Annotated in this window: 30 protein-coding genes and 1 pseudogene; 18 read left to right on the forward strand and 13 right to left on the reverse strand. The window is 72.5% G+C overall.

The window, feature by feature from the left end:
* The first annotated feature begins 7 nt into the window (after positions 1-7).
* From CHB94_RS20155 to CHB94_RS20170, 4 genes are read left to right on the forward strand one after another with little or no spacing between them, the layout of a single operon-like run.
* The gene (locus tag CHB94_RS20155) at positions 8-283 is read left to right on the forward strand and encodes a hypothetical protein (protein ID WP_141137578.1); all 276 of its coding nucleotides are present in this window, start codon (positions 8-10) and stop codon (positions 281-283) included.
* On the forward strand, positions 280-537 hold the full coding sequence (locus CHB94_RS20160) for a hypothetical protein (RefSeq protein WP_089338351.1): 258 nt from the start codon (positions 280-282) through the stop codon (positions 535-537). The genes CHB94_RS20155 and CHB94_RS20160 overlap by 4 nt, the downstream gene beginning before the upstream one ends.
* Entirely contained in the window at positions 534-800 is a 267-nt protein-coding gene (locus CHB94_RS20165; RefSeq protein ID WP_089338352.1) for a hypothetical protein, read from the forward strand. The genes CHB94_RS20160 and CHB94_RS20165 overlap by 4 nt, the downstream gene beginning before the upstream one ends.
* On the forward strand, positions 797-1,027 hold the full coding sequence (locus CHB94_RS20170; protein WP_089338353.1) for a hypothetical protein: 231 nt from the start codon (positions 797-799) through the stop codon (positions 1,025-1,027). Before CHB94_RS20165 ends, CHB94_RS20170 begins: the two co-directional genes overlap by 4 nt.
* Before the next feature lie 22 nt (positions 1,028-1,049).
* On the opposite strand, the gene CHB94_RS20175 is transcribed toward CHB94_RS20170, so the two are convergent.
* Positions 1,050-1,838, reverse strand: coding sequence for a hypothetical protein (locus CHB94_RS20175; protein WP_089338354.1), 789 nt, complete (start codon positions 1,836-1,838; stop codon positions 1,050-1,052).
* A gap of 149 nt (positions 1,839-1,987) precedes the next feature.
* Here CHB94_RS20175 and CHB94_RS20180 point away from each other — a divergent pair, with 149 nt between their 5' ends.
* Positions 1,988-2,647, forward strand: a complete 660-nt coding sequence (locus CHB94_RS20180; protein ID WP_089338355.1) for a hypothetical protein — start codon at positions 1,988-1,990, stop codon at positions 2,645-2,647.
* A 12-nt stretch (positions 2,648-2,659) separates the two neighbouring features.
* Here CHB94_RS20180 and CHB94_RS20185 read toward each other — a convergent pair whose 3' ends face one another.
* The 3 genes from CHB94_RS20185 to CHB94_RS20195 are packed head-to-tail and all read right to left on the reverse strand — an operon-like array spanning position 2,660 to position 6,741.
* Complete coding sequence (locus tag CHB94_RS20185) at positions 2,660-3,433, reverse strand: hypothetical protein (RefSeq protein ID WP_089338356.1); 774 nt, start codon at positions 3,431-3,433, stop codon at positions 2,660-2,662.
* 15 nt (positions 3,434-3,448) lie between these two features.
* Positions 3,449-5,350: a nickel-dependent hydrogenase large subunit gene (locus CHB94_RS20190; RefSeq protein WP_089338357.1), complete on the reverse strand. Its 1,902-nt coding sequence runs from the start codon at positions 5,348-5,350 to the stop codon at positions 3,449-3,451.
* Positions 5,351-5,379: 29 nt separating this feature from the next.
* Entirely contained in the window at positions 5,380-6,741 is a 1,362-nt protein-coding gene (locus CHB94_RS20195) for an NADH-quinone oxidoreductase subunit B family protein (RefSeq protein ID WP_217899399.1), read from the reverse strand.
* A gap of 105 nt (positions 6,742-6,846) precedes the next feature.
* Between CHB94_RS20195 and CHB94_RS20200 the strand changes: the two genes are divergently transcribed.
* Genes CHB94_RS20200 through CHB94_RS20210 form a run of 3 tightly spaced genes read left to right on the forward strand, consistent with a single transcriptional unit; the run spans position 6,847 to position 8,371 of the window.
* Complete coding sequence (locus tag CHB94_RS20200; RefSeq protein WP_089338358.1) at positions 6,847-7,233, forward strand: hypothetical protein; 387 nt, start codon at positions 6,847-6,849, stop codon at positions 7,231-7,233.
* Positions 7,230-7,604 (forward strand): PadR family transcriptional regulator, encoded by a 375-nt coding sequence (locus CHB94_RS20205; RefSeq protein WP_089338359.1) that lies wholly within the window; start codon positions 7,230-7,232, stop codon positions 7,602-7,604. The genes CHB94_RS20200 and CHB94_RS20205 overlap by 4 nt, the downstream gene beginning before the upstream one ends.
* Entirely contained in the window at positions 7,601-8,371 is a 771-nt protein-coding gene (locus tag CHB94_RS20210) for an ATP-binding protein (RefSeq protein ID WP_176445665.1), read from the forward strand. Before CHB94_RS20205 ends, CHB94_RS20210 begins: the two co-directional genes overlap by 4 nt.
* Here CHB94_RS20210 and CHB94_RS26815 read toward each other — a convergent pair.
* Genes CHB94_RS26815 through CHB94_RS20230 form a run of 4 tightly spaced genes read right to left on the reverse strand, consistent with a single transcriptional unit; the run spans position 8,346 to position 13,656 of the window.
* Positions 8,346-10,169: a dipeptide ABC transporter ATP-binding protein gene (locus tag CHB94_RS26815; protein ID WP_089338361.1), complete on the reverse strand. Its 1,824-nt coding sequence runs from the start codon at positions 10,167-10,169 to the stop codon at positions 8,346-8,348. The two genes, CHB94_RS20210 and CHB94_RS26815, sit on opposite strands and share 26 nt — an antisense overlap.
* Positions 10,166-11,041: an ABC transporter permease gene (locus tag CHB94_RS20220; protein ID WP_217899400.1), complete on the reverse strand. Its 876-nt coding sequence runs from the start codon at positions 11,039-11,041 to the stop codon at positions 10,166-10,168. Before CHB94_RS20220 ends, CHB94_RS26815 begins: the two co-directional genes overlap by 4 nt.
* A complete protein-coding gene (locus CHB94_RS20225) occupies positions 11,025-11,990 on the reverse strand; it encodes an ABC transporter permease (protein WP_089338363.1) in 966 nt (321 codons plus the stop codon). Before CHB94_RS20225 ends, CHB94_RS20220 begins: the two co-directional genes overlap by 17 nt.
* A 16-nt stretch (positions 11,991-12,006) precedes the next feature.
* Entirely contained in the window at positions 12,007-13,656 is a 1,650-nt protein-coding gene (locus tag CHB94_RS20230) for an ABC transporter substrate-binding protein (protein WP_141137579.1), read from the reverse strand.
* Positions 13,657-13,767: 111 nt separating this feature from the next.
* Here CHB94_RS20230 and CHB94_RS25380 point away from each other — a divergent pair, with 111 nt between their 5' ends.
* A complete protein-coding gene (locus CHB94_RS25380) occupies positions 13,768-14,118 on the forward strand; it encodes a CbtA family protein (RefSeq protein WP_176445666.1) in 351 nt (116 codons plus the stop codon).
* A 5-nt stretch (positions 14,119-14,123) separates the two neighbouring features.
* Here the strand turns inward: CHB94_RS25380 and CHB94_RS20240 are convergent, their stop codons facing one another.
* The 3 genes from CHB94_RS20240 to CHB94_RS20250 are packed head-to-tail and all read right to left on the reverse strand — an operon-like array spanning position 14,124 to position 15,291.
* Positions 14,124-14,357 carry an anti-sigma factor family protein gene (locus CHB94_RS20240; RefSeq protein ID WP_089338366.1) on the reverse strand — a complete coding sequence of 78 codons (234 nt, stop codon included), beginning with the start codon at positions 14,355-14,357 and terminating at the stop codon, positions 14,124-14,126.
* Positions 14,357-15,034 carry an RNA polymerase sigma factor gene (locus CHB94_RS20245; RefSeq protein ID WP_217899401.1) on the reverse strand — a complete coding sequence of 226 codons (678 nt, stop codon included), beginning with the start codon at positions 15,032-15,034 and terminating at the stop codon, positions 14,357-14,359. Before CHB94_RS20245 ends, CHB94_RS20240 begins: the two co-directional genes overlap by 1 nt.
* A gap of 23 nt (positions 15,035-15,057) precedes the next feature.
* The gene (locus CHB94_RS20250) at positions 15,058-15,291 is read right to left on the reverse strand and encodes a hypothetical protein (protein ID WP_089338367.1); all 234 of its coding nucleotides are present in this window, start codon (positions 15,289-15,291) and stop codon (positions 15,058-15,060) included.
* A 172-nt stretch (positions 15,292-15,463) separates the two neighbouring features.
* Between CHB94_RS20250 and CHB94_RS20255 the strand changes: the two genes are divergently transcribed.
* The 9 genes from CHB94_RS20255 (at position 15,464) to CHB94_RS20300 (ending at position 21,290) form a co-directional block, all read left to right on the forward strand.
* The gene (locus CHB94_RS20255; RefSeq protein ID WP_217899402.1) at positions 15,464-17,074 is read left to right on the forward strand and encodes an FAD-dependent oxidoreductase; all 1,611 of its coding nucleotides are present in this window, start codon (positions 15,464-15,466) and stop codon (positions 17,072-17,074) included.
* A 36-nt stretch (positions 17,075-17,110) separates the two neighbouring features.
* The gene (locus tag CHB94_RS20260; protein WP_254920797.1) at positions 17,111-17,551 is read left to right on the forward strand and encodes a DUF4383 domain-containing protein; all 441 of its coding nucleotides are present in this window, start codon (positions 17,111-17,113) and stop codon (positions 17,549-17,551) included.
* A gap of 253 nt (positions 17,552-17,804) precedes the next feature.
* A complete protein-coding gene (gene folE, locus CHB94_RS20265) occupies positions 17,805-18,155 on the forward strand; it encodes a GTP cyclohydrolase I (protein WP_438264948.1) in 351 nt (116 codons plus the stop codon).
* Between the two features lie 735 nt (positions 18,156-18,890).
* Complete coding sequence (locus tag CHB94_RS20275) at positions 18,891-19,214, forward strand: hypothetical protein (protein ID WP_141137580.1); 324 nt, start codon at positions 18,891-18,893, stop codon at positions 19,212-19,214.
* Positions 19,214-19,717: a nitroreductase/quinone reductase family protein gene (locus CHB94_RS20280; protein ID WP_089338370.1), complete on the forward strand. Its 504-nt coding sequence runs from the start codon at positions 19,214-19,216 to the stop codon at positions 19,715-19,717. The genes CHB94_RS20275 and CHB94_RS20280 overlap by 1 nt, the downstream gene beginning before the upstream one ends.
* Positions 19,717-19,902, forward strand: coding sequence for a hypothetical protein (locus tag CHB94_RS20285; protein ID WP_089338371.1), 186 nt, complete (start codon positions 19,717-19,719; stop codon positions 19,900-19,902). Before CHB94_RS20280 ends, CHB94_RS20285 begins: the two co-directional genes overlap by 1 nt.
* 44 nt (positions 19,903-19,946) lie before the next feature.
* The gene (locus CHB94_RS20290; RefSeq protein ID WP_254920801.1) at positions 19,947-20,333 is read left to right on the forward strand and encodes an ArsC/Spx/MgsR family protein; all 387 of its coding nucleotides are present in this window, start codon (positions 19,947-19,949) and stop codon (positions 20,331-20,333) included.
* Between the two features lie 315 nt (positions 20,334-20,648).
* A complete protein-coding gene (locus CHB94_RS20295) occupies positions 20,649-20,873 on the forward strand; it encodes a DUF1348 family protein (protein ID WP_254920798.1) in 225 nt (74 codons plus the stop codon).
* A gap of 171 nt (positions 20,874-21,044) precedes the next feature.
* On the forward strand, positions 21,045-21,290 hold the full coding sequence (locus CHB94_RS20300) for a hypothetical protein (protein WP_089338374.1): 246 nt from the start codon (positions 21,045-21,047) through the stop codon (positions 21,288-21,290).
* A gap of 608 nt (positions 21,291-21,898) precedes the next feature.
* Here CHB94_RS20300 and CHB94_RS26820 read toward each other — a convergent pair.
* Positions 21,899-22,266: pseudogene (locus tag CHB94_RS26820) on the reverse strand (PP2C family protein-serine/threonine phosphatase).
* Entirely contained in the window at positions 22,166-22,495 is a 330-nt protein-coding gene (locus CHB94_RS26825; protein ID WP_368073872.1) for a SpoIIE family protein phosphatase, read from the reverse strand. Before CHB94_RS26825 ends, CHB94_RS26820 begins: the two are co-directional and overlap by 101 nt.
* Positions 22,496-22,713: the final 218 nt, after the last annotated feature.

Raw genomic sequence — 22,713 nt, forward strand, 5'->3', positions numbered from 1 at the left:
CCACGTGATGCCGGTCACACTGAACGATCCCGCGGTCCGGTCCGCCCTGGTCGAGGCCCCGGCCGGGTGGAAGGCCGGCTGGTGGGCGGGCGGGTCCGTCGTGGTCGTCGCGGCGGGACTGCTGCTGGCGATCATCGGTCTGGCCCGGCGCATCGCCCGGCAGGCCGACGAGATCGCCGCGGCACTGGAGGGCACCCACGCCAACACCGCGCCGCTGTTCGACCTCGTCCACGTCAACGGTCACCTCGACCGCATCGTCGCGCCGTCACGGGGACGCCGGTGAGCGGCAACGCGCGCCTGGCCGCCCTCGCCGGGCTGGGTGCGGGAGCCGCCGCCGTCGGCGCAGCCGGTCTGCTCCTGCACCGCACGCTGGCCGTGGCACAGGAGATCCGCCGGTACACCGACGCCATCGCCGAGGCCGCCGCGGCACTGCGCGGCAACACCGAGGTGGCCCCGCTGTTCGAGGATCTGTGCGCCGGCGCCGCGCGCGTCCGGGCCGCCGCCGGCGCGTCGTCGACGGAGGAGGCTCACCGATGACCCACCGGAACGCGACCGAGGTGCGCTGGCTGGCCACCCTCGCCGGCGGTGGGGTGGTCCTCGTCGCCGTCGCCGGCCTGCTCGAGACGCTGCGCCGGAGCGTCCAGGAGGTCGACGCGGCGGTCGGACGGGCGTGGACGGCCGGAAAGCTGGTCGCGCAGGACACCCAGACCGGACACCTGCTCTCCGGCACGACGGATCGGACCGCCGTGCTGCGACGGGACGTGGGGATGCCGGACGGCGACGAGGAGCGCACTCGATGAGGAAGGGCCTGATCGCACTGACCCTGGGTGAGGTGGCGGTGCTGGTCGGTGCGCTGGCCGGCTACCTCGTCGCCATCACACGGACCCTCCGCCGGGTCTCGCAGACGCTGGCCCGGGTCACGATGGGAGTGCGCGCCATCGAACACCAGACCGAACCGATCGGACCCGCGCTGCAGAAGGTCAACGCCGACCTCGACGCGGTGGCCTCGGTGCTCGAGCGCCGGTGATCGGCTTGCCGGGCCGGCGCGGTCACGAGCCGCCCTCCTCCACCGCCTCCGCCGGCACGGTGTAGCTGCCGCTCATGGTGAACTGCACGTCCCGGAACTCGCCGAGTTCCGCGCAACCCTCAGGGGCGAAGCAGAAGAAGTACCCGGCGATGGTGCCCTCCCCGCGGAGCTCCTCGTACGGCCCGGTCCCACCGACGATCTCGAGCGACCCCTGCCACACGACCGTCTCCTCCGCTGCCTCGACCGCCTGGGCCGTCCACTCGACACGGATGCGGTCCTTCTCGGGATCCGGGACCGGATCAGGGTCCGGCGTCACGCCCGGCCGCAGTTGGCAGACCGTGAGCTCCAAGGTCCCCTCCAGCTGCATCGCTCCGTCGTCCCCCTCCGTGACGGTGAACTCCAGCGGGTGGGACCGAGTCGAGGCCGGGACCCGGCTCCCGGGCACGAGTGCGTTGAACGTCGGCAGGTCACCGGAGATGTTGTTGACGGGAGCGTCCTCGTTGCAGGGGATGGCGGCGTAGCGGTACGGGCCCTCGCCCCCCGCCCCGCCGTCCCAGGGGGTCGGCTGCTGTTCCTCGAGTTCGGCCCCTGCGTACGGCGTCGTGTGCGCCATCGCGACCACGCTGAACGATCCGCGGATCTCGTCGTCGCCCTGCTCCAGGATCGGCCCACCTCCGCGGTCCTCCGTCCCCTCCTGCGCCGGCTGGGTGGTTCCTGCGCGGGTCCCGGCGGGATCGTCACCGCCCCCGCATCCGGCGGCCAGCAAGCCGGCGGTCACCGCGAGGGACAGGGACAGCGTGGAGCGGGACATGCAGCCTCCTCGGTCCGGGTGCTCTCCCTCACAGCCCATGCTGTCGGGCTCCTGTCCAGGTGACCAGTCGGACCGGCGCCGGGTTCGACTTGACGGGCGTCGGACGGCGGTGGAACCGTCACCGGCGGGACGGGTCCGAGGGAGGCGCCATGGCGCGCGGCATCCGGTTGGTGCGGAGCATCGGGGTCGCCATCTGCGCCGCCGTGGTTCTGGTCGTGAACGGGAACGCGGCGCTGGCCTGCGACACCGGCTCGTGGCTGGCGATCGAGGGACCTGCCGACTCCGGTGACCTGGTGACCATCCGCGGCGGCGGCTTCTCCCCGGGAGGTGTCACCCTGGTCTGGGACCGATCGGCCGGGCAGGTCCTCGGGCACGCGCCGGTGGCCCCGGACGGCAGCGTGACGGCCCGGATCGAGATTCCCGACGACGCTGCAGGCACCCACAAGGTCATCGCCGTGGCGTCCGGCCGCGACGAGTCGCCCGTCGGCACGCACGCGTGGACGGACGTCGTCATCCCGACCGCCGCTACCGAGCAACCCACCCGGGCCGTGCCCTCGGCACGGGGCGCCGCCACGGGTCAGCAGACCGCGGACGATGCCGCGCCGGGGCCGCTCGAGGTCGGCCTGGGCGCCCTCGCGGTCGCCGCTGTCGCCGGGTTCGGGTTCCTCCTCCGGCTCCGGCGCAGGGCGGACGGCGTACCGGTCGGCGACGGCCCGGACGACCTGGACGTGGAGCTGCTGGTGCTGGTCGCAGAACGCCAGGACGACCGGGCGGGCGACGAGCGCGCGTCGGCGGCCCGGATCGGTTGATCCGCCGAGTCGTCAGCGGGGCGGGCCTTCGGACGCCGGAGATGCCCCCTCGATCGCCTGGAGGCGGTCCAGCCCCTCGATCAGCGCCCACCACAGACCCCAGTCGCGGTGGTCCATGCCGGCGCTCGCCGAGCCTCCGGCAATCGCCAGCCGCAAGCGGTCGCACAGCGCGAAGGCCGCGCCCCACCGGCCGTCCCGGTCCAGGACCTCCAGCTCGTCCAGGAGCGCACGCAGCACGCGGAGAGCGTCGGAGTCCTCGAGCCGGTCGCCGTCCAGCAGCGGTCGCAGTTCGCCGACGAGCTGGAGCAGCGGAGCCCGGCGCACCTCGTCGCGCACGAGTGTCAGGGCCGTTCGCAGACCGGCTGAGGCGGATGCGCTCAGACCTTCCCCGGGTCCGACCTCCTCGGGCTCGACCTCCACCGCGACCGTCCGCGGCGGCAGGACGCCGAAGCCGGCCGCCACGTCGACCACGAGGTCGACGTGCACGTACCCGACGACGGCGTCGCCCACCGCGGCCTGCAGCTCCTCCGTCGACAGGTGCGGTGGGTCGATGCGCCGGCGCTGCACCGTCCCGGGGGGGCGCCCGCGCCGCGTGGCGGCCACGAGTACGAGCAGGTCGGGTCCCTCGTCGGCCAGCTGCTGCGCCACGGCCACCGCGCCGTAGTGCAGGTCCTCCACGGTCACGCCCGCACCGAGGTCCTCGGTCCGCAACTGCTCCACGGCCAGCCGCCCCAGGTCGAGGTCACGCTGGAAGAGCTCGCTCACACCACCGACGAAGACCGTCATCGACGGACGGCGCCTTCAGTCACCGCCGCAGGAGCAGGTGTTGACCTCGCGGACCACCTCGCCGGCACCGGTGTGCACGTGCGTCGTGCACGGCATGCACGGGTCGAAGCTCCGGATGGCCCGCAGCATGTCGATGCTGGTGAAGTCCGACGGGTCGGACATCCGCTCGAGGATCGGCGTGTTCATCACCGCCTCCTCGTACGGGCCCGGCTGGTCCCACGGGTCGCGCGGTGAGGCGTTGATCGTCGACGGCGTGCAGATCTGGTAGTTGGTGATCTTGCCCTTGTCCATGACCAGGTGGTGGGTGAGCCACCCGCGTCCGGCCCCCCACCAGCCGACGCTGACCCGCTCGTCGTCGGGGATGGCCTTCTCGAGCTCCTCCGGATCCAGGGCGGCGACCCTGCGCTCCCCCCGCCGGTGCAGGTCGTAGGCCTGCAGCAGGCTCTCGAGTGCCACGAGCTGGCTGAACAGGTAGTGGTAGGCGCGGCCGCGGTTGCGCTCGAAGGCATTCCACTTCTCCGGCACCCGCCATTCCACCTCCCGCTCGCCGGTCTCGCCCTTGGGCACGACGAAGCGCATGCTCGACCCGGTGGCCGTCATGAACCGGCTCTCGGGCATCTTCTGAGCCGTGGCCGTCATGAGCAGGCGGGAGTAGCAGCCGGCCTCCACCACCTGGCGGTCCCAGCGGGGAGTGCACGCCCAGGTGTACTTGTCCTTCCAGTTCTTGGCGCCGGGCTTGGGGAGGGTCCGCTTGTTCCAGGGGTGGTAGGGCGAGAGGGGGTTGCCCAGCGGGTCGGTCGCGAAGCGGGTGGTCGAGGACTCCTCGTAGTAGGAGTGCTCGACGAACTCCTCCCATCCGATGTTGATGTCCGTGAGCCGGGTGGTCAGCAGTTCACCACCGATCACCACGCCCGGCGTGGACCAGCGCTTCTCGCCCCAGGCGTTGCAGTTCGCGTAGGTGGCGTCGTACGCGTACGGATCGTCCCAGTAGCCGGGATCGATCTGGTTCGACGGCCGGTATCCGGTGAGCTGGTACCGCTCGTCGGCCTCGTAGAAGAAGGTGGGGATGTCGTCCCACACCGCCATCATCCGCTGGGCGTAGTCGAAGATCTTGCCCAGCCGCGAGTGGTACTCGTTGAGCGCCTGCAGGGTCAGGGTCGTCGACACCCCACCGGGCACCACGTTCTCGGGGTGCGGGTACTTGCCGGTCAGCAGCACGACCATCTCGCGGGACAGCCGGGTGAACTCCAGACCCTCCCGGTACAGCGCCCCCGTCAGGGGGTTGAGCGCCGTCATGAGGTCGGCCATCGTCGCGAAGCCGTGGATGTGCGCGTTGGGGCAGCTCCACGCCTCGGCCTTGGGCCACAGCTCGGGGTTGGTGGTCTTGACGACCGATTCGGAGTAGTCCGGCCCGGCCAGCAGGTAGAGGTGCAGCGGGTTGTCGTAGCCCATCTCCGCCGCCTCGGTCATGTTGCGGACGACGGTGCCCAGCGGTGGCGGCGTGATGCCCATCGCGGACTCGATCGCGTACGCCGCCGCGTGCGCGTGCACCCCGCCGCAGACCCCGCAGGCGCGGGACGCCACGAAGATCGCGTCGCGTGGGTCGCGACCCATGAGGATCACCTCGTACCCGCGGAACAGCGTGGCGACGGCGTGCGAGTCGAGGTACGCCCGGTTCTCCAGATCGGCCGTGACGTGCACGGCCATGGCGCCGGCGATGCGCGTCACCGGGTCCATGTTGAGGTCCTTGATGTGCCCGTTGCGGGCCATCAGGCGCTCGATCCGCGCGGTGCGCTCCTCCTCCGTCGTCCCGACGTCCGGCTTTGCGACCGTGACGTCGTACGGGTTGGGGATGCCGCCGCGCAGCGTGGCCTGTCCGCGCTCGTCGAACTCGACCGGCAGGGTCTTGAAGCACATGGCGACTCCTGGGCTCGCTGCGGTGCCCGTCAGATGCGGGGGTTGGGGCTGCCACCGCTCGGGGCCTCGTCCCGCTTCCCCCACACGTCGGCCTTCGCCTTTCCCCGGTCCCCGGAGCGGCGGAGCATGTCGTAGAACTTGTGGTTGATCTCCGCCAGCGCGGAGGGCTCGGCCTTCTCCCGCCCGAAGCCGCTGGGCGTCGCGCCCTGCCGGTCCCAGCGCACCTCCCGGTTGAGGTGGTTGTTGCTGAACTTGCGCAGCGGCCGGATGACGCTGCCCACCATCCGCGAGACCGTGGTCGACGCGAACGAACCAGGCGGCCGCTTGTAGAACGGGGTGAACTTGTCGGGGAAGCCGGGCATGGTGCAGCCGATGCACGGTCCGCCGGCGTTCATGCAGCCACCGACATGGTTGATCATCCCGCGCGAGGTGATGTTGCAGTTGACGACGGGCCCCCAGCAGCCCACCTCGACGAGGCACTCCGGGTCACCGAACTCCTGCGCGAACGTGCCCTCCTCGTAGTAGGCACCCCGCACGCAGTGGCGGTGCACCGTCTCCCCGAAGAGCCAGGCCGGCCGGCCGAGCTCGTCGAACTCGGGCAGCGGCCCGAAGCCCTGGAGGAAGTAGAGGATCGCCGCCACGGTCTCGGTGAAGTTGTCACCGATGGGCGGGCACCCCGGGACGTTGACCACCGGGACCCCGAAGGTGGAGCGGTAGTCCTTGCCGAGCCAGTCCATCAGGCTCATCGCGCCCGTCGGGTTGCCTTCGGCCGACGGGATGCCACCCCAGGTGGCGCACGTCCCGATTGCGATCATGGCAGCCGCGTTCGGCGCCAGGCGGGCGATCCACTCCGACGCGGTGACCGGCCGCATCTCGCCGTCCGGACCCCAGGGCTCCTCGCCCTGGCCGGACCAGTAGCCACCCGTGGCGTAGGCCGCCAGCTCGTCGGAGATGGAGCCCTCGAGGACGACGGCGTAGGGGGCGTTCAGCGTGCCTGCCATCGCCTGCTCAGCCGCGCGCACGTAGTGCGGGCCGGACTCCATGTTGAGGACGGGGTGGTGCAGCACCACGCGGGGCAGCCCCGGATGCGCGCCCAGGAGCATGCTCTCCACCGACGGGCTCGTCGCCCCCGTCACGGCCACGCTGCAGCCGTCGCAACTCATGCCCGCGAACCAGAAGACGTGGATCTTCTGCAGGGGCCCGAACCGGGTCGCCGCCGTCGTCTCGTCGCCGCCGGCCAGCATGTCCTCGGTGACCCGGCCCGACGGCAGACCGAAGGCCCCGACCTCCTCGGTGTCGTGGAACCGCTCGACCGGTCCGAGCGCGTCCAGGAGCTCCTGCGCCGGGGTGCGCGCCTGCAGTGCAGGCGTGCGGGTCTGTCGGTCTGCCATGCCACGCTCCCGGGGGGAAGGGGGACGCCGGTAGGTGCACCGTACAGCTAGCGGGCCCCTGCCGTGTAATGTGCATCACACCCTTGAACGGGCCGAGGAGCCGACGTGGACGAGCTGCACCCGCCCAAGTCCGAGGCGCTGCGTGCCCTCTACTGGCGCAGCGAGATCCTGCAGGTCATGTTCTGGCTCCGCGGGGAAGGACTCGGTGAGGTCATCGATGCACCGCTGCTCGAACGCTTCCTCGGGGTCGAGGCGCGGGTCGGCGTCGGTTACCTGGACCAGCTGGTCGCCGACGGCTACCTGGAGCGGGCGCCGACCGGCTACGTGCTCTCCGAGACCGGCCTCGAGGAGGGCCGGACCGAGTTCGCCCTGAGCTTTTCCGACCTCACCCGGCCGGCGCACGGCGAGTGCAGCGCCGACTGCTGGTGCCACAACTCGGTCGAGGAGGCGCTCGCCTGCGCCGCCGAGCGGTCGCCCGGCGGGCACGCGTGAGCGGCGCACCTCCCGAGGAGGTCCCCGTCGCCCTCCCCCGCAACTACCTCCGGCCCTGCCTGCTCCTGCTCCTGGCCGAGGGCACCTCCCACGGCTACGAACTGCTGGAGCAGGTGTCCGCCCTCGGCCTGGACCGGGTGGATCCTGGCGGGCTGTACCGCAGCCTGCGGGCCATGGACGAGGAGGGCCTGGTCCGCTCGGCCTGGCAACCGTCGGCCAGCGGTCCGGCACGACGCACGTACGAGCTGACCGACGAGGGCCGGGAGTGGCTGCACGCGGTCGCCGGCTCCCTCGAGCACGTCGCCCGCAGCCTCGATGCCTACAGCGCGCGCTACCGGGCGGTCCTCGAGCAGGGCAGGCTGCGACGGTGAGGATCGCCCTCGCCGGCAAGGGCGGCGCGGGAAAGACGACGCTGTCGGCCACCCTGTCTCTGTTGGCCGCCCGCGGCGGGCGGAAGGTCGTCGCCGTCGACGCCGACGCCAACCCCAATCTCGCCGCCGCGCTCGGGGCGGCGCCGGCGGCCGGCCGGCTGCAGCCCGTCCCCGTCTCGCTGGTCTCCCGGCGCCGTGGCGGCACCGGGCTGCTGGAGCCGGTCAACACGGTGCTCGACCGGTACGCCGCTGCGGGACCCGACGGCATCCGGTTGCTCGGGATGGGTGGCCCGGCGCACGCCGACGAGGGCTGCCTGTGCGCCGCGCACGCGGTGGTGTCCTCCGTCCTCGAGGACCTCGGCGCCCCGGGGCGTCTCGTCGTCGTCGACATGGAGGCTTCTCCGGAGCACCTGAGCCGGGGCACCGTCCGGCACGTCGACGCGGTGCTCCTGGTCGCCGAGCCGTACTACAGGTCCCTGGAGACGGTGCGGCGGATGAGCGCACTGGTTGCCGAGTTGACGGTGCCCTACGTCGCGGTCGTGGCCAACAAGGTGCGCTCGACGGGGGACCGGGAGGCCGTCGAGGAGTTCTGCGCGCGGCACGGCCTCGCGTTCGCCGGCGCGGTCCCGTGGAGTGACGCCGTCGGCGCGGCCGACCGGGCGCGGGTCGCGGTCGCCGACTGGCCCGGGACCGGCGACGTGCTCACCGCGGTGCAGGACGTGGCGGCGTCCCTCGGCCGGATCACCGGCCGCCGCCTGCTGGGCTGATCGTCAGCACCTCGGCGTACAGGCAGGCGCTGGGGTGGTCGCTCCCCTGCCGGACGACCAGCGCCGGCACCTCCCGGGCACACTCCTCGATGGCCTTCCAGCACCGGGTGCGGAACGGGCACCCCGACGGCGGATCCGCGGGATCGGGGACGTCACCGGCCAGCAGGATGCGGCGGCGCGACCCGCGCTGCGCCGGGTCAGGGACGGGCACCGCGGAGAGCAGCGACTGCGTGTAGGGATGCGTCGGTCGTCCGTAGATCTGCTCCCGGGTGCCGGTCTCCACGATGCTGCCCATGTACATGACCGCGATCCGGTCGCTGATCTGCCGCACCAGCGCCAGGTCGTGCGCGATGAACAGGTAGGCCAGCCCGAGCTCTCGCTGCAGCCGGTCGAGCAGCGCCACCACCTGTGCCCGGATGGAGACGTCCAGGTTCGAGACCGGCTCGTCGAGGACGAGGACCTCCGGATCGAGGGCCAGGGCGCGGGCGATGCCGATGCGCTGGCGCTGGCCGCCGGAGAACTCGGCGGGCAGCCGGCCGGCCGCCGCGGGCGCCAGGCCGACCAGGTCGAGCAACTCCGCGACCCGTCCCGCACCGCCCGCCGCCCGGTAGCGGCCGGCCGCACGCAGCGGCTGGGCGATGGTCTCGCCGGCGGTCATCCTCGGGTTGAGGGAGGCGTACGGGTCCTGGAACACCAGCGCCAACGACCGGCGCAGCGCCCGCAGCCGCCTGCCGCGGGCGGCGGTGAGGTCCTGCCCCTTGAAGAGCACCCGCCCGGAGGTGGGCTCCACCAGGCGCAGCAGGGTGCGCGCCAGCGTGGACTTGCCGCACCCGGACTCCCCCACGAGGCCGAGGGTCTCGCCCACCGCGAGGGTCAGGGAGACCCCGTTCACCGCGTGGACGACGCCACGTCCGGGGCGGGGGTGGTGGACCACCAGGTCCTCGACCTCCAGCACCTCCCCTCGGGGTTCCGGCGGTCGAGGCCGCGGCTGCACGGGCCGGTCCAGTCTCGGCAGCGTGGTCACCAGGGTCCTGGTGTACGTGTCCCGCGGAGCGGTGAAGATCTCCGTCACACCGGCCTCCTCGACCTTCCGGCCGTTCCGCAGGACGACGACCCGGTCGGCCAGCTCGGCCACGACACCCAGGTCGTGGGTGATCAGGACGGTCGCGGCGCCGACCTCGTCCCGGGAGCGCTGCAGGACGTCGAGGATCTGCGCCTGGACGGTCACGTCGAGTGCCGTGGTGGGCTCGTCCGCGATGAGCAGACGGGGCGCGTTGGCGATGGCCATCGCGATCATGGCCCGTTGTCGCATGCCACCCGACCACTGGTGCGGGTAGTCACCGAGCCGCCGGCCGGGATGGGGGACGCCGACCTGCTCGAGCAGTTCGACGGCGCGGCGGCGGGCCCCCGCTCCCGGCAGCCGGGGATCGTGCACCCGCAGGGCCTCGGCGACCTGGTCGACGACCCGGAAGGAGGGGTGCAGGGACGTCAGGGGGTCCTGGAACACCATGCCGATCTCCCGGCCGCGCAGGGACCGCAGCTCCCGCCGGTCCATCCGGCGCACGTCGCGGCCGGCGAAGAGGACCCTGCCGGAAACGGTGCAGCGCGGTGGCGGCGGCAGCAGCCCGACGGCGGCCAGCACGGTCACCGTCTTCCCTGATCCCGACTCGCCCACGAGCCCGACGGTCTCGCCGGCCCCGACGTCCAGGTCGACGCCCTCGACCGCCCGCACCGGCCCTTCCGGGGTGGCGAAGTCGACGACGAGGTCGCGGACCGAGAGCAGCGGCGGACCGGTCATCGCCGACCCGATGCCGCGTCGGTGACGGCGTCGCCGAGCAGGTTGAGGCCCAGCACGGCCAGCAGGATGGCCAATCCGGGAAAGACGGACAGCCACCAGGCGGCCCGGAGGAAGCGCTGCGCCTCGCTCGCCAGCGCGCCCCAGCTCGTGACGTTCGGATCGCCCAGCCCCAGGAAGCCGAGGCTCGCCTCGATGAGGATCACCTGCGCCACGACGAGCCCGAGGAGCGCGACCGCCGGAGGCAGGGCGTTGGGCAGGATCTCGCGCACGAGGATGCGGGACGTCGAGGCCCCGTGCACGCGGGCGGCGTCCACGAACTCCCGGTGCCGGAGGGAGAAGACCTCCGCCCGGACCACTCGGGCGAGCAGGGGCCACGACGTCACACCGAGCACGAGCACGAGGCGGTCGAGGCCCGGGCCGAAGAAGGCGATGACGACCAGGGCCAGGAAGAACCGCGGCAGGACCTGGAAGACCTCCGTGGACCGCATGAGGACGTCGTCCAGCCACCCCCCGAGGTAGCCGGACACCAGGCCGACGACCGTGCCGATGAGCAGTGCGAGCACCGCGACCCCCGCGGCCACGACGAGCGAGGTCCGGGCACCCCAGACGACGCCGCTGAGCAGATCCCGGCCGAGGGCGTCGGTGCCCAGGGGATGCACGGCCGAGGGTGGTCCGAGTGCCGACCCCTCGATCGCGAACGGGTCGTAGGGCGCCAGGGCCGGGGCGGCGACCCCGACGGCCAGCCAGCACAGCGTGATCAGCACGCCGACGACGCCGGTGGGCGTGCGGAGCACGCGGGCGGCCAACCGTGGGCGGCGCGGCACAGGCCCGGTGGCCAGCCCTTCGGCAGCGACCTCAGCGATATCGGACACGCGGGTCCAGCCAGGCGTAGAGGAGATCGGTCAGGAGATTGGCGACGACCACCGTGAGCGCGACGAGCAGGAAGATGCCGAGGACGATGGGCGCGTCCCGGTTGATCATCGAGGTCACCAGCAGGCGGCCGATGCCAGGCCAGCCGAAGAGGACCTCCACGACCACCGCGCCCCCGACCAGGTGACCCACCCGGCCACCGATGACCGTCACGACCGGCAGCATCGCCCGCCGCAGGGCGTGCTTGGTGACGACCGACCACTCGGGAACCCCCTTGGCCCGGGCACTGCGGACGTGGTCGTGCGCAAGCTCCTCCAGCAGCCCGACGCGGGACAGGCGAGCGACGGCGGCCACCTCCTGCGACGCGAGGACGACAGCCGGCAGGACGAGGTGGCGGGCGACGTCCAGGACGTGCCCGAGGCCGGACGGTGGGCCGTCGGCAGCCGTCATGCCCTGCACCGGAAACCACCCAGCGCGAAGCGCGAGCAGCAGGATCGCCAGCTGGCCGAGGAGGAACACCGGGGCGGCGTGGACCGCCAGGGCCACGGAGGTGACCGTGACGTCGGGCCAGCGCCGGCGCCGGGTCGCCGCGAAGACGCCGAGCGCCAGGCCCGCCAGGGTGGAGAGCGCCAGCGCCGTCCCTGTGAGGAGCAGCGTCGCGGGCAGCCGTTCCGCGATCGCCTCCACCACCGGCCGGCCCTGGACGTAGGAGGTCCCCAGGTCACCCTGGACGACGTTGCCCGCGTAGGTCGCCAGTTGCTGCAGCAGCGGTTCGTCGAGCCCGAACTTCTCCCGGACGAGGGCGTAGTACTCGGCGTCCCCGTTCTGGCCGGCCAGAGCCAAAACGGGGTCGCCGGGCGCCAGGTGGATGAGCAGGAAGCCGACCAGCAGGATGGCGGCCGCCGTGGGCGCGAGCTGGGCGACGCGACGGACGACGTAGCGTCGCGTCACTCCGGACGGTCCCCGCTCACGACGCGCAGTAGGCGGTCTCGGCGAAGTGGCCGGCGGGGCCGAAGCCGGCGCAGTCGTCGGTGAAGACCCGTCCCGACTCCGTCTCGACGATCCAGAGGTAGGGCAGGTCCTCCACCAGCTGCTCCTGCAGCTCCCGGTAGATCTCGCCGCGCTCCGCCAGGTCGACGGTGGTGCGCGCCTGCTCGAACAGCCGGTCCACGTCGGGGTTGCGGTAGGCCGAGGAGTTGGAGAAGGGCACCGGCCCGACGTTGGAGCTCAGGTACATGCGCTTGACGCCGATCTCCGGGTCGGCGCCGTTGCAGTAGCTGATGATGTTGGTGTCGAACTCGCGGTCGGTGAAGACCCGCTCGGCGAACACCGGGGGCTCGAGCGGGACCAGCTCCACCTCGATGCCGACCTCGCCGAGCTGCGCGCGGACCAGGTCGCCGTACGCCTCGAAGGACGGGAAGTGGAGGAAGTCGAAGGCCAGCGGTGTCCCGTCGGGCACCCCGTCCACGCCGCTCGCCGTCCGCACGCCGTCGCCCTCGCGCTGCCAGCCGGCCTCGTCGAGGAGCTGCTCTGCCTCGGCGGCGTCGAACTGAGGCATCCCCTCCAGTCCCGCGGCGTGCGCGAACGGGATGCCGCTGGAGATGGGCGCCTCGGCCACCCTGCCCTGGCCGAAGAGCACGCGCTCGAGGAACTGGTCGCGGTCCAGCGCGGTCCCGATCGCCCTGCGCAGGGCGACGTCCTGGAACATCGGCCGCTCCAGGTTGAAGCTCACCGTCATGATGCAGTTCGAGCCACCCGGGTTGACCGCCGTCTCGAAGAACCCGAACCCGCCCGCCTGCCGCAGCAGCTCCAGCTCCGGGCCGGGTGCACCGAACAGCCAGTCGACCTCGCCGGCCTCGAGCGCGACCACCTGGTTGCCCGGGTCCGGGATGATCCGCATGACCACCTCGTCGAGGTAGGGCAGGTCGGGCTTGAAGTAGTCCTCGTAGGCGACGAAGCGAAGCTCGGAGTCCGGGGTGTAGGATTCGAGCCGGAACGGGCCGGTACCGATCGGGTCGATGTTGGCCGGGTTCTCCTGCACGTCGGTGCCTTCGTAGACGTGCATCGGCAAGATGGGCGCCTCGGTCACGCCGAGCTGCAGCAGGAAAGGCGCGTAGGGCTCGCGGAACCGGAACTCCACGGTGTCCGGATCGGGCGTCTCGATGGACTGCAACGCCGCACCGACCGACGCGGCCGTGCGCGAGTGCAGCTCCAGCAGCATCTCCTCGAACGTGAACTTCACGTCGGCGGAGGTGAACGGTTCTCCGTCGTGCCAGGTCACCCCGTTCCGCAGGTCGAACCGGTAGACGGCGCCGTCCTCAAGCACCTCCCAGGACTCGGCCAGCTCGGCTACGGGTTCGAGCTGCTCGTCCAGCTCAACCAGGCCGTTGAACAGGAGTTCCGACGCGGTGTGGGTGCCGCCGCTGGTGCTGATCGCCGGGTTCAGCGAGCCCGGATCGCTGTCGATGGCCGCCACGAGGGTGCCGCCCCGCGTCGGTTCACCGGTTGCGGTGGCGCTCGGGTCCGCCGTGGCGCCGTCGTCCGGATCGGCCCCGGAACAGGCGCTCACCACCAGCACCACGAGCCCGAAGCACGCACTCAGCCCGCGGATCGGCACGAGCCACCTCCCCGTCGCCCAGGACGCCCCTGTGCTGGAGACCACAAGAGGCACAGCCTGTCCCTGTCCAGGACCACGGGTAAGTGTCCGGCGCAGTTAGGTCTCACGTCCGTGACCAGCGCCGCGGACGACCGGCTGCCGCTGCCTCCCGTGCAGTTGCCCAAGGGTCGCGAATTGCAGCGGCGCCGTCATGGTGATGCTGGTGTCGCGCTGGTCAGCTTGTTGCGCAGCCGCGGTGTCAGCGTCGCCGGGACCGCGACGGCGGCCACTGCGGCGACCGCCGTCCTGCTGGCGCTGGTCCTCGTCTTCCTTCCGGGGAGCCCCGACACCATTCCTGGCGACGTCCCCGCGACCGTGGTCTGGAACTTCCGCCTGGCCTCCCTCGGACAGCCGGCGGTGCTGTGGGCCGCCCTCGGCCTCGTCGGCGGCTGGCTGGTCGATCGGCTGGCTGGGTCTCGATGAGGTGATCAGCCAGGCTGGTCTTCTGCCAGAAGGGCTTTGAGGCTCGCGTGCTCCTCGGCGCAGGCGGGGCAGCCGCGCAGATGTGCCGCCATGCCGGGCACGGCGGCCTCGGCGTCTGCGCCGGCGAGCTCGAGGTCGACGTAGCGGTCGAGCTCGTCGAAGCACACCTGGCAGGTGACCTCGGGCTGGCCGGGGCCGAGCAGGCGGCGCAGAACCGGAGAGAGCTGTTGGTCGCTCATCACGCCTCCTCAGAAGTCGGGATGGGGGCGGGGCCGAGGCCGCGGTCGGCGAGGTGGGCGCGCAGTTTGCGGCGGGCGTCGTGCAGGGTCTTGTACAGCGCGCCGCGGGTGGTGCCCAACCGGTCGGCGAGGACGTCGATGGGCACGCCGCCCAGGGCCAGGGCGACGAGTACGTGGCGCTGGTGCGGGGTGAGCGCGGCGGTGATGCCGTCGCGGACGCCGGCCAGGAACTCGGCGTGCTCGGCTTGCTGCTGCGGCTGGGCTGCGCTGTCGGGCAGGAGGGCCCACGTCTCGGGTTGGAGGGGCACCTCGCGGTCCTGCCAGGCCCGTCGGCGCAGCTTGACGGAGGTCTCGTAGATGGCGAACTTGTAGGCCCAGGTGGTGAAGCGGCTGGCCCCGCGGAAGGAGTCCAGCCGAGCCAGGACGGACATCAGTGCGTCGTCCGCGGCCTGGACGGCCAGATCGTCCAGTTGCTGGCCGCCGACGCCGGTCACGGTGGGCCGGCGACGGGCGGTCTCGAACCGGGCGGCCCGCAGCAGCAACCCGTGCAGCCGGCCGATCGCCAGTTCCCGCTCCGGGCCGGCGGTCCGCAGCGGCGTCAACCACTCCTGCAAGTCGTCACGGCCGACCGCCGCGCTCGGCTCCGTCACCGCCGGGGCAGTTCCGGACTCCTGCACGACTTCGCATCCTGCCCGCTCAGTCACCGCGACGCTCCGGGGTCCTCGTCGGCCGGGGCGAGGATCCGCGCGGCCAGAACCGGTGGGCAACCGCGCTCCACCAGCTGTAGCACGGCGTGCAGGTCCAGCCGGAAGTCCGCGGCGAGCACCGCCGCGAGCGCGGAGGAGAACCCAGCCTCGAGCAGCCAGCGTCGCCGCCATCGGACGACCTCGTCGCCCTGCGGCGCCGGGCCAGTGCTCGGCCTGCCTGTCTGCATGCCTGGTGAGTGTCACTGCGACGTCCTGGTCTTACCCCTGCTGTGCCGCGACGTCGCTCCTGAGCCATATCCGAAGAATCTCCGACGTCCGAGGTAAGAGGCCCGACCGGCACCGCCACTAAGGAGTCAAGCACGCCGGAGGACCGGCAGACGGACGGCAGGAGCTCCAGGGATGACGACACGCGGCACCATGGTCATCGTCGGCGCGGGACTGGCCGGGGCCAGCGCCGCAGAAGCGCTGCGGGCGGAGGGCTTCGCCGGACGGATCGTCCTGATCGGCGAGGAGCCGGAGCTGCCCTACGACCGGCCGCCGCTGTCGAAGGGCTACCTCAGCGGTGAGACCCCCCGCGCGCAGGTCCACCTCCAGGACAGCGCCTTCTACGCCGACCACGACATCGAACTGCTCACCGGCACGCGAATCACCGACCTCGACCGCAACGGCGGCCAGCTGGTGGTGGACACCGGCGAGCGGCTGGGCTTCGACCGGTTGCTACTGGCGACCGGCGCCGTTCCCCGGCGTCTGCCGGTGCCCGGCGGTGACCTCGCCGGCGTCCACTACCTGCGGACCCTGGCCGACGCCGATGCGCTGCGCCAGGACCTGCGTCCCGGAGGCCACCTCGTCGTCGTGGGCGCGGGCTGGATCGGCGCGGAGATCGCCGCATCGGCCCGCCAGCAGGGCATGGAGGTGACGGTCCTCGATCCGGCGCCGGTCCCGCTGGCGCGGGTCCTGGGCCCGGAGGTCGGGGAGTTCTACCGCCGCCTCCACGCCGGCCACGGGGTGCAGCTGCTGATGCGCACCGGCGTGGAGGCCTTCCGGGGAACCGGCCGGGTGCAGGAGGTGCTCACCTCCGACGGCCGGCGCATCGACGCCCACGCCGTCGTGGTGGGCATCGGGGTGCAGCCCCGCACCGAATTGGCCGAGCGGGCCGGATTGATCGTCGACGACGGCGTCGTGGTCGACGAGCTGCTGCGCACCGGCGACCCACGGATCTTCGCCGCCGGCGACATCGCCCGCGCCCGCCACTCCTTCTACGACCAGCACGTCCGCGTCGAGCACTGGGCCACCGCCCGCGACCAGGGCGTGGCCGCCGCCCGCGGCATGCTCGGCCGGGGCGCTTCCTACGACGCGCTGCCGTACTTCTTCTCCGACCAGTACGACACCGGCATGGAGTACCGCGGCCGCGCCACGCGATGGGACCGGGTCGTCTTCCGCGGCGATCCCGACAGCCGCGAGTTCCTGGCGTTCTGGTTGCAGGACGGCCGGGTGCTGGCCGGCATGAACGTCAACGTCTGGAACGCCGGCGACGACGTCGAGGCCCTTCTCCGTTCCCGGGCCCAGGTCGATCCCGACCGGCTCGCCGACCCCCGCGTGCCCCTGGCCGAGGTCTCCCCACCGCCGCTCCCCACCGGCGGTGGCGCCAACAAGACGGGTGTTCTGTCCGGGCCGCTGAAATTCGTGCGGCAGTTCCTCCGCGACCGGTTCACCGTCGCCGACGCCACCCCCGCCGACGAGCTCGCCGTCGGTGAGGGCCGGGTGCTCGACGTCGCCGGCGAGAAGGTCGCCGTCTACAAGGACCCCGCCGGCAACCTGCACGGCCTGTCACCGGTGTGCACCCACGCCCGCTGCCTCGTCCAGTGGAGCGCCGCCGACACGGCGTGGAACTGCCCCTGCCACGGCGCCCGCTTCTCCCCCACCGGCCAGGTCCTGCGCGGGCCGGCCAAGAAGGACCTCGCCCCCCGGCCGCTGCCGGCGATCGACCGGCACGACACCAGCACCCCCTGACCGCCCCTCCCGACCGATCCGATCAAGGAGACCTCCGTGAAGAACCGCCACCCCGTCCAGATCGTCGCCATGCTCGCCGGCGCCGCGTTCCTGCTCGTCGGCATCCTCGGCTTCGTGCCCGGCATCACCAGCGGCTACTCCGACCTGTCCTTCGCCGGACGGCACTCCGAGGCGCACCTGCTGGGCCTGTTCCAGGTCAGCGTGCTGCACAACGTCGTCCACCTGCTGTTCGGCGTCGTCGGGCTCGCCGCCGCCCGCAGCCTCGCCGGCGCCCGCGGGTTCCTGCTCGGCGCGGGCGCGATCTACCTGGTGCTCACCGTGTACGGCTTACTCGTCGGACACGACAGCCCCGCCAACTTCGTGCCGGTCAACGCCGCCGACAACGTGCTGCACCTCGGCCTGGGCCTGGGCATGCTCGCCGCCGGACTGGTCCTGGGCAAGAGCAGCGCGGGCGCCCCCGCCACCCACCGTCGATGACGGCCCCCGCCGGGCCGCGGATCTCGTTGCGGCCTGCGGCAACGGCGGCCGGCGACACGGTGGACCTGCAGGCCGCGGCCCGCTCGGTCCGCGACCTGCTGGTGGCGCTCGGGCAGGACCCGACCGCCGACCACCTGCAGGACACCCCCCCGCCGGGTCGCCGCCGCCTACGCCGAACTGCTGGGCCCCGCGCCGTTCGTCATGACCACTTTCGCCAACGAGGAGGGCTACGACGAGCTGGTCCTGGCCCGGGATCCCGTTCACCTCGCTGTGCGAGCACCACCTGCTGCCCTTCACCGGCCGGGCTCACGTCGGCTACCTGCCCGGGGAGCGGATCGTGGGGCTGTCCAAGCTGGCCCGCGTGGTGGAGACCTACGCCCGGGGACTGCAGGTCCAGAAGCGCCTCACCGCGCAGGTGGCCGACCGGCTGGAGGAAGCGCTCCGGCCCCGCGGGGTGGGCGTGGTGCTGAAGGCGGAGCACTCCTGCATGTCGCTGCGCGGCGTCCGTACCACCACCTCGGCCTTGCGGGGACTCCTCCGTGAGGACGCACGCACCCGGCAGGCGTTCCTGTCACTCACCACGGCGCACCAGCCTCCGCGTTGAGCCGCGCCACCGATCGGAGAGAGATGAGCCGCCTGCGCCGCCCGACGACCCACCACCAGGAGAACTACCGGCTCGACGACGTCGTCCGCGGGGGCGAGTTCCGCCGCCGTACCGGCGCACCAGGCCGGTCCCTGTCCGATGCCGTGCTCGCCGGTGGGGTCGCCACCGTGGTCAGCGGCCTGCCCTCGATGCTGCACGCGCTGCGCACCGGCGGCGACCCGCTGGAGGCCACCCTCGCGGCCGGCACCCTGCTCCTGCGCGACGAGCAGCGCACCCATCGGCTGCTGCCAGCGGCGTCGCTGATCCACGCCGGCATGTCCCTGGGGTGGGCGCTGGTCCTCGCCGCGACCCTTCCCACCCGGCGCACCGCTCTGGCCGGAGGGCTGGCCGGCGCCGCGATCGCCGCGCTCGACCTGGGGCTGGTGGGGCGTCACCTGCCCCGGATCCGGAAGCTGCCCGTCCTCCCCCAGCTGGCCGACCACGCGCATACGGAGCCGTCGTCGGGTCGGTCCTGGCCGGACGTGCCGGCCGCCCAGGCGACGTGGTGGCGGTCCGCCTCGTGGGCGCGACCCCGGAGCGGGTCTTCGAGTTCCTCGCCGACCTGCGCAACCACTGGCTGCTGGAGACCGCTTCGTCGAACTCAGCGGCCTCGACGGCGACGAGGGCAACGGCCCCCGCGGGGGCCGCGTGCGGCTCAAAGGGCCGCTCGCCATCAGCCGGGAAGCACGGACCCGCGTGCTCTCGGCCCGCCCGCCCACCGCGGTCCGTTCCGGCAGGTTGGCCGGACGCGCGGACATCGGCAGGGGCACCACCGGACGGGTGGCCTGGGAGATCGCCGTCGGGAAGAACGGCGGGTCGCTGGTCACCTTGAGGGCGGCCGCGGAGCGCGCGTCCCTGCTCGATCGGACGCTGCTGCTGCTCGGCCGCTGGTGGCTGCAGCACACCTTCGACCGCGCCCTCGCCAACCTCGACCGCATCCTCGAGCCGGCAACGACAGCGCCGGAGACCTCACCGGCTCCATCCGTGCGGCCCGTCCCCGAGCAGAAGGCGGCCGGGTGATGCGCGACCGGAAACGGCGGCTCACCACGGCACTGGCCCGCCACGTCGTCAACCCGATCATGCGCAGAGCCATCGAGCGGGGCATCGCGCCGCCCCGGTACGCCCTCCTCGAGACGACCGGGCGCAAGTCGGGACTGCCGCGCCGCACCCCGGTGGGGAACGGACTGGACGGCGACACCTTCTGGCTCGTCGCCGAGCACGGCCGCAGCGCCGCCTACGTGCGCACCATCCGAACCGACACCCGGGTGCGGATCAAGGTGGGCAGGAGATGGCGCACGGGAATAGCGGTCCTCCTTCCCGAGGACGACGCACGCGACCGCCAGCGTCTGATCGGCCGCAGGTTCAACGCCGCCGTCGTGCGCATGATGGGCACCGACCTGCTCCTCACCGTGCGCGTCGGCCTGAAGCCGTCGACCCTTTCAGGAAAGAAGCCCGACAACGAACTCGCCGTGCAACCGCAGACGTCCGCCGGCCAGGCGGATCCTGACCCGAGGAGGAACTGATGACCCTGGACCTGGCAACCCGTGATCGCCCTCGACGCCGCTCGACCCGTCTCCGGACCGCACTTGTCGGCGTCGCGGCGCTCCTGAGCTGGACTCTGGCCGGTTGTGGGGACCCCGACGACGATGGGGGTGGCGGGGGCGGTGGCTACGTGTCTCAGCAGTCGATCGAGCAGGAGCTCGGCTGAACCACGACAAACCCACGCCACCGGAGCTGCGCCCGCCCGTGGCGATGGAGCGGAGGAGAGCAGGGTCAGTGGAGCTATGGATCAACCCGTCGTGCTCGAAGTGTCAAGTGGCCACTGAGCTGCTCGACGAAGCGGGCGCCCAGTACACGGTCCGCCGTTACCTCGAGGACCCGCCGACGGTCGATGAGCTGAACGCCGTGCTGCGCCGGCTGGGTCTCGAGCCTTGGGACATCGCACGAATGAACGAGCCTCTCGCCGACGAACTGGACCTTGCGCATCTGCCGCGCGACCGCAGACGCTGGCTCGACGTCATGGCCGCCAACCCGCTGCTGATCCAGCGGCCGCTGATCACCGCCGACGACGGCACGACCGTGATCGGACGGTCGGAGGAGGCGGTGCGTCAAGCGCTCCGAGCTTCCACACCTTCCTGATCGTCCGGCCTGCCGCGCTGACCGCTGAGGCGCGCACCGTCCGCCTGGGCGAGACTCCGGGCCGCGCATCAGGACATCCAACGCCGCGTCCTCCCGTTCGCCGTCACCTCCCTGTCCCGGTCAGCCGGCAAAGCGGACGGGCATTGCCGCCATCCGGCTCATCAGTCCCCGGAGCATCGGTCGATAATCCCCGCGGGATGGCGGTGAGTCGGCAGGGCATCCTCTCAGGCACAGGAGCCCGCGCGGACTCACACTGCGTCGACTCCCCCAGCCGTCCTTCCAGAAGGCCACCGGTCCCATCCCCCTCTGCCGCCGTTGACCCTGGAGACCGCCGAAGCGGAGGTCCAGGCCGCAGAAGACGCATGGAAGACCCGCGACCCGGAGCGGGTCGGTGAGGCCTACACGTCGCGCACCCGGTGGCGGAATGGTCGGCCTGTTCTTCGCCGAAGACGTCGAAGCCGGCGAGGACGGCGAACCGCTGACCTGCTCACCATCCGGGACAAACGCGTGCCGCGGTCGACGCCGGCTGCGCGGGCGTGATCGAGTGCGCCGACACCGAGTGCCGCCCGATCCCGTTCTCCACGATCACCGTCCGGCCGGGCGCCGGCGCCGCAGGGGCGTCGGGAGCGGCGCGCATGGGCGGGGCGCGGGCTGGCCGACGCCGCGCCAGGCCCGCGTGCGCGGTGGTGCGGCCGGTGCGGTGGCCGCGGCGTGTGCGGTCTGCTGCGCCGCCCCCGTCGCAGCGCTGCTCGGCATCGGTCTCAGCGGCACGGCGGCCACGCGTTCGCCCTCGCCTTCGCCGACCTGGTGTTCGCCCTGGGGGTCACGGTGGCCACCGTCGCCGCGGTGGTCCTGCACAGTCCCCGCGCCCGGCAGAAGACCTGCGCTCCCGAGGCCGCCGCCGGTTCCGTCGGGCCGGTCCCGGTCGAGCTGGGATCTCGCCCCGATGCGCCCTGAGCCGTCCGCCACGGACGCGACCGGGTGGTTGCGGTGAGCGTCGAGGACAATAAGCGGCTGGTCGCCCGCGCCGTCGCCGAGGTCATCAACGGCGGCAACCTCGACGCGGTCGACGAGCTGTACGCCCCGGAAACCGTCGCGGCCGCCCGGGGCGTGGGTGGCGCCGTTCCGGGCCGCGTTCCCCGACGTGCGGATGGAGATTGTTGCCCTCGTCGGCGAGGGCGACACCGTCGTCGGCCAACTTCCGGCGCTCGGGCACCCAGCCCGGCGAGTAGATGGACCGCCCACCCACCGGTCGGTCGTTCCGCGACGTCCGCGAGGTGTACTGGTTCACCGTCCGCGAGGGCCGCATCGTCGACTGGTGAGGCCTGGAGGACAACGACGACCCGCCGCCAGCTGTGCGCCCCGGCTGCCGGCCTGACCGGCCGCACGGCGACCGGGAGCCCCGGAGCGGGTTGCGAGCATGAACGCAAGCTGCGGGACATTGCCGCGGGCATCCTCGACTCGGTGCAGGCCCGCACCGGGTAGGACACCGACGGCTAGCCGACCGGGACGGGCACTGGACCGGCACGGCGCGAGGGGAAACTGCACCCGGGGGGGGCTGAGGCCTACCGTGGCCGGTCGCCGTCCTCGGGGTGGCAGCGCACCGCCAGGACGGCGATGTCGTCGTCGCTGCGGCCAGTCACGATCCGGTGCAGCAGCGCGTCGCAGAGCTGCTCGAGCGGCAGGTGCCGCAGCTGCTCCAGCGTCTGGGAGAGCCGGGCGATGCCCTCGTCGATGCCGTAGCGGCCATGCTCGACGAGGCCGTCGGTGTAGGAGACGACCGTGTCCTGGGCTCCAGGTCGACCGGGTGGTCACTGCGGGGCCCGGCCGGCTCAGTGCCGATCAACCGTTCGGCGGGGCTGGTGAGCACCTCCACGCCGCCGGCGGCGCGGATCAGCAGCGGCGGCAGGTGACCGGCCGAGGACCAGCGCAGCGTCCGCCGTCCCGACCTGCCCGGTTCGGGCGGCTGCTTCAGGCGGGCGATCAGCGCGGTCGCCAGGGTCTCCCACCTTCAGGCCGGTGAGCACCCTGTCGACGCGGGTCAGGATCTGGGCGGGGCTTTCGGGCCGGTCGTAGGCGATGCCGCGCAGGATGCTGCGGATCTGGCCCATCGCCGCGGCCGCGTCGACGTTGTGCCCCACCACATCGCCGATGACCAGCACGGTGGCACCGTCGGGCCGGTAGAAGGCGTCGTACCAGTCGCCTCCGACCTGCATGTGACTGGCCGCCGGCTGTAGCGCACCGCCAGCTGCAGATGCTCCGGCTGAGGCGGCGGGGTCAGCAGGCTGCGCTGCAGGGTCTCGGCCACCATGAGCTGCCGGCCGTAGAGGCGGGCGTTGTCCACCGCGACGGCGGCACGGCGGGCCACCTCGACAGCAGT

Source organism: Blastococcus mobilis, from assembly GCF_900188025.1.
Classification (GTDB): Bacteria; Actinomycetota; Actinomycetes; order Mycobacteriales; family Geodermatophilaceae; genus Blastococcus_B; species Blastococcus_B mobilis.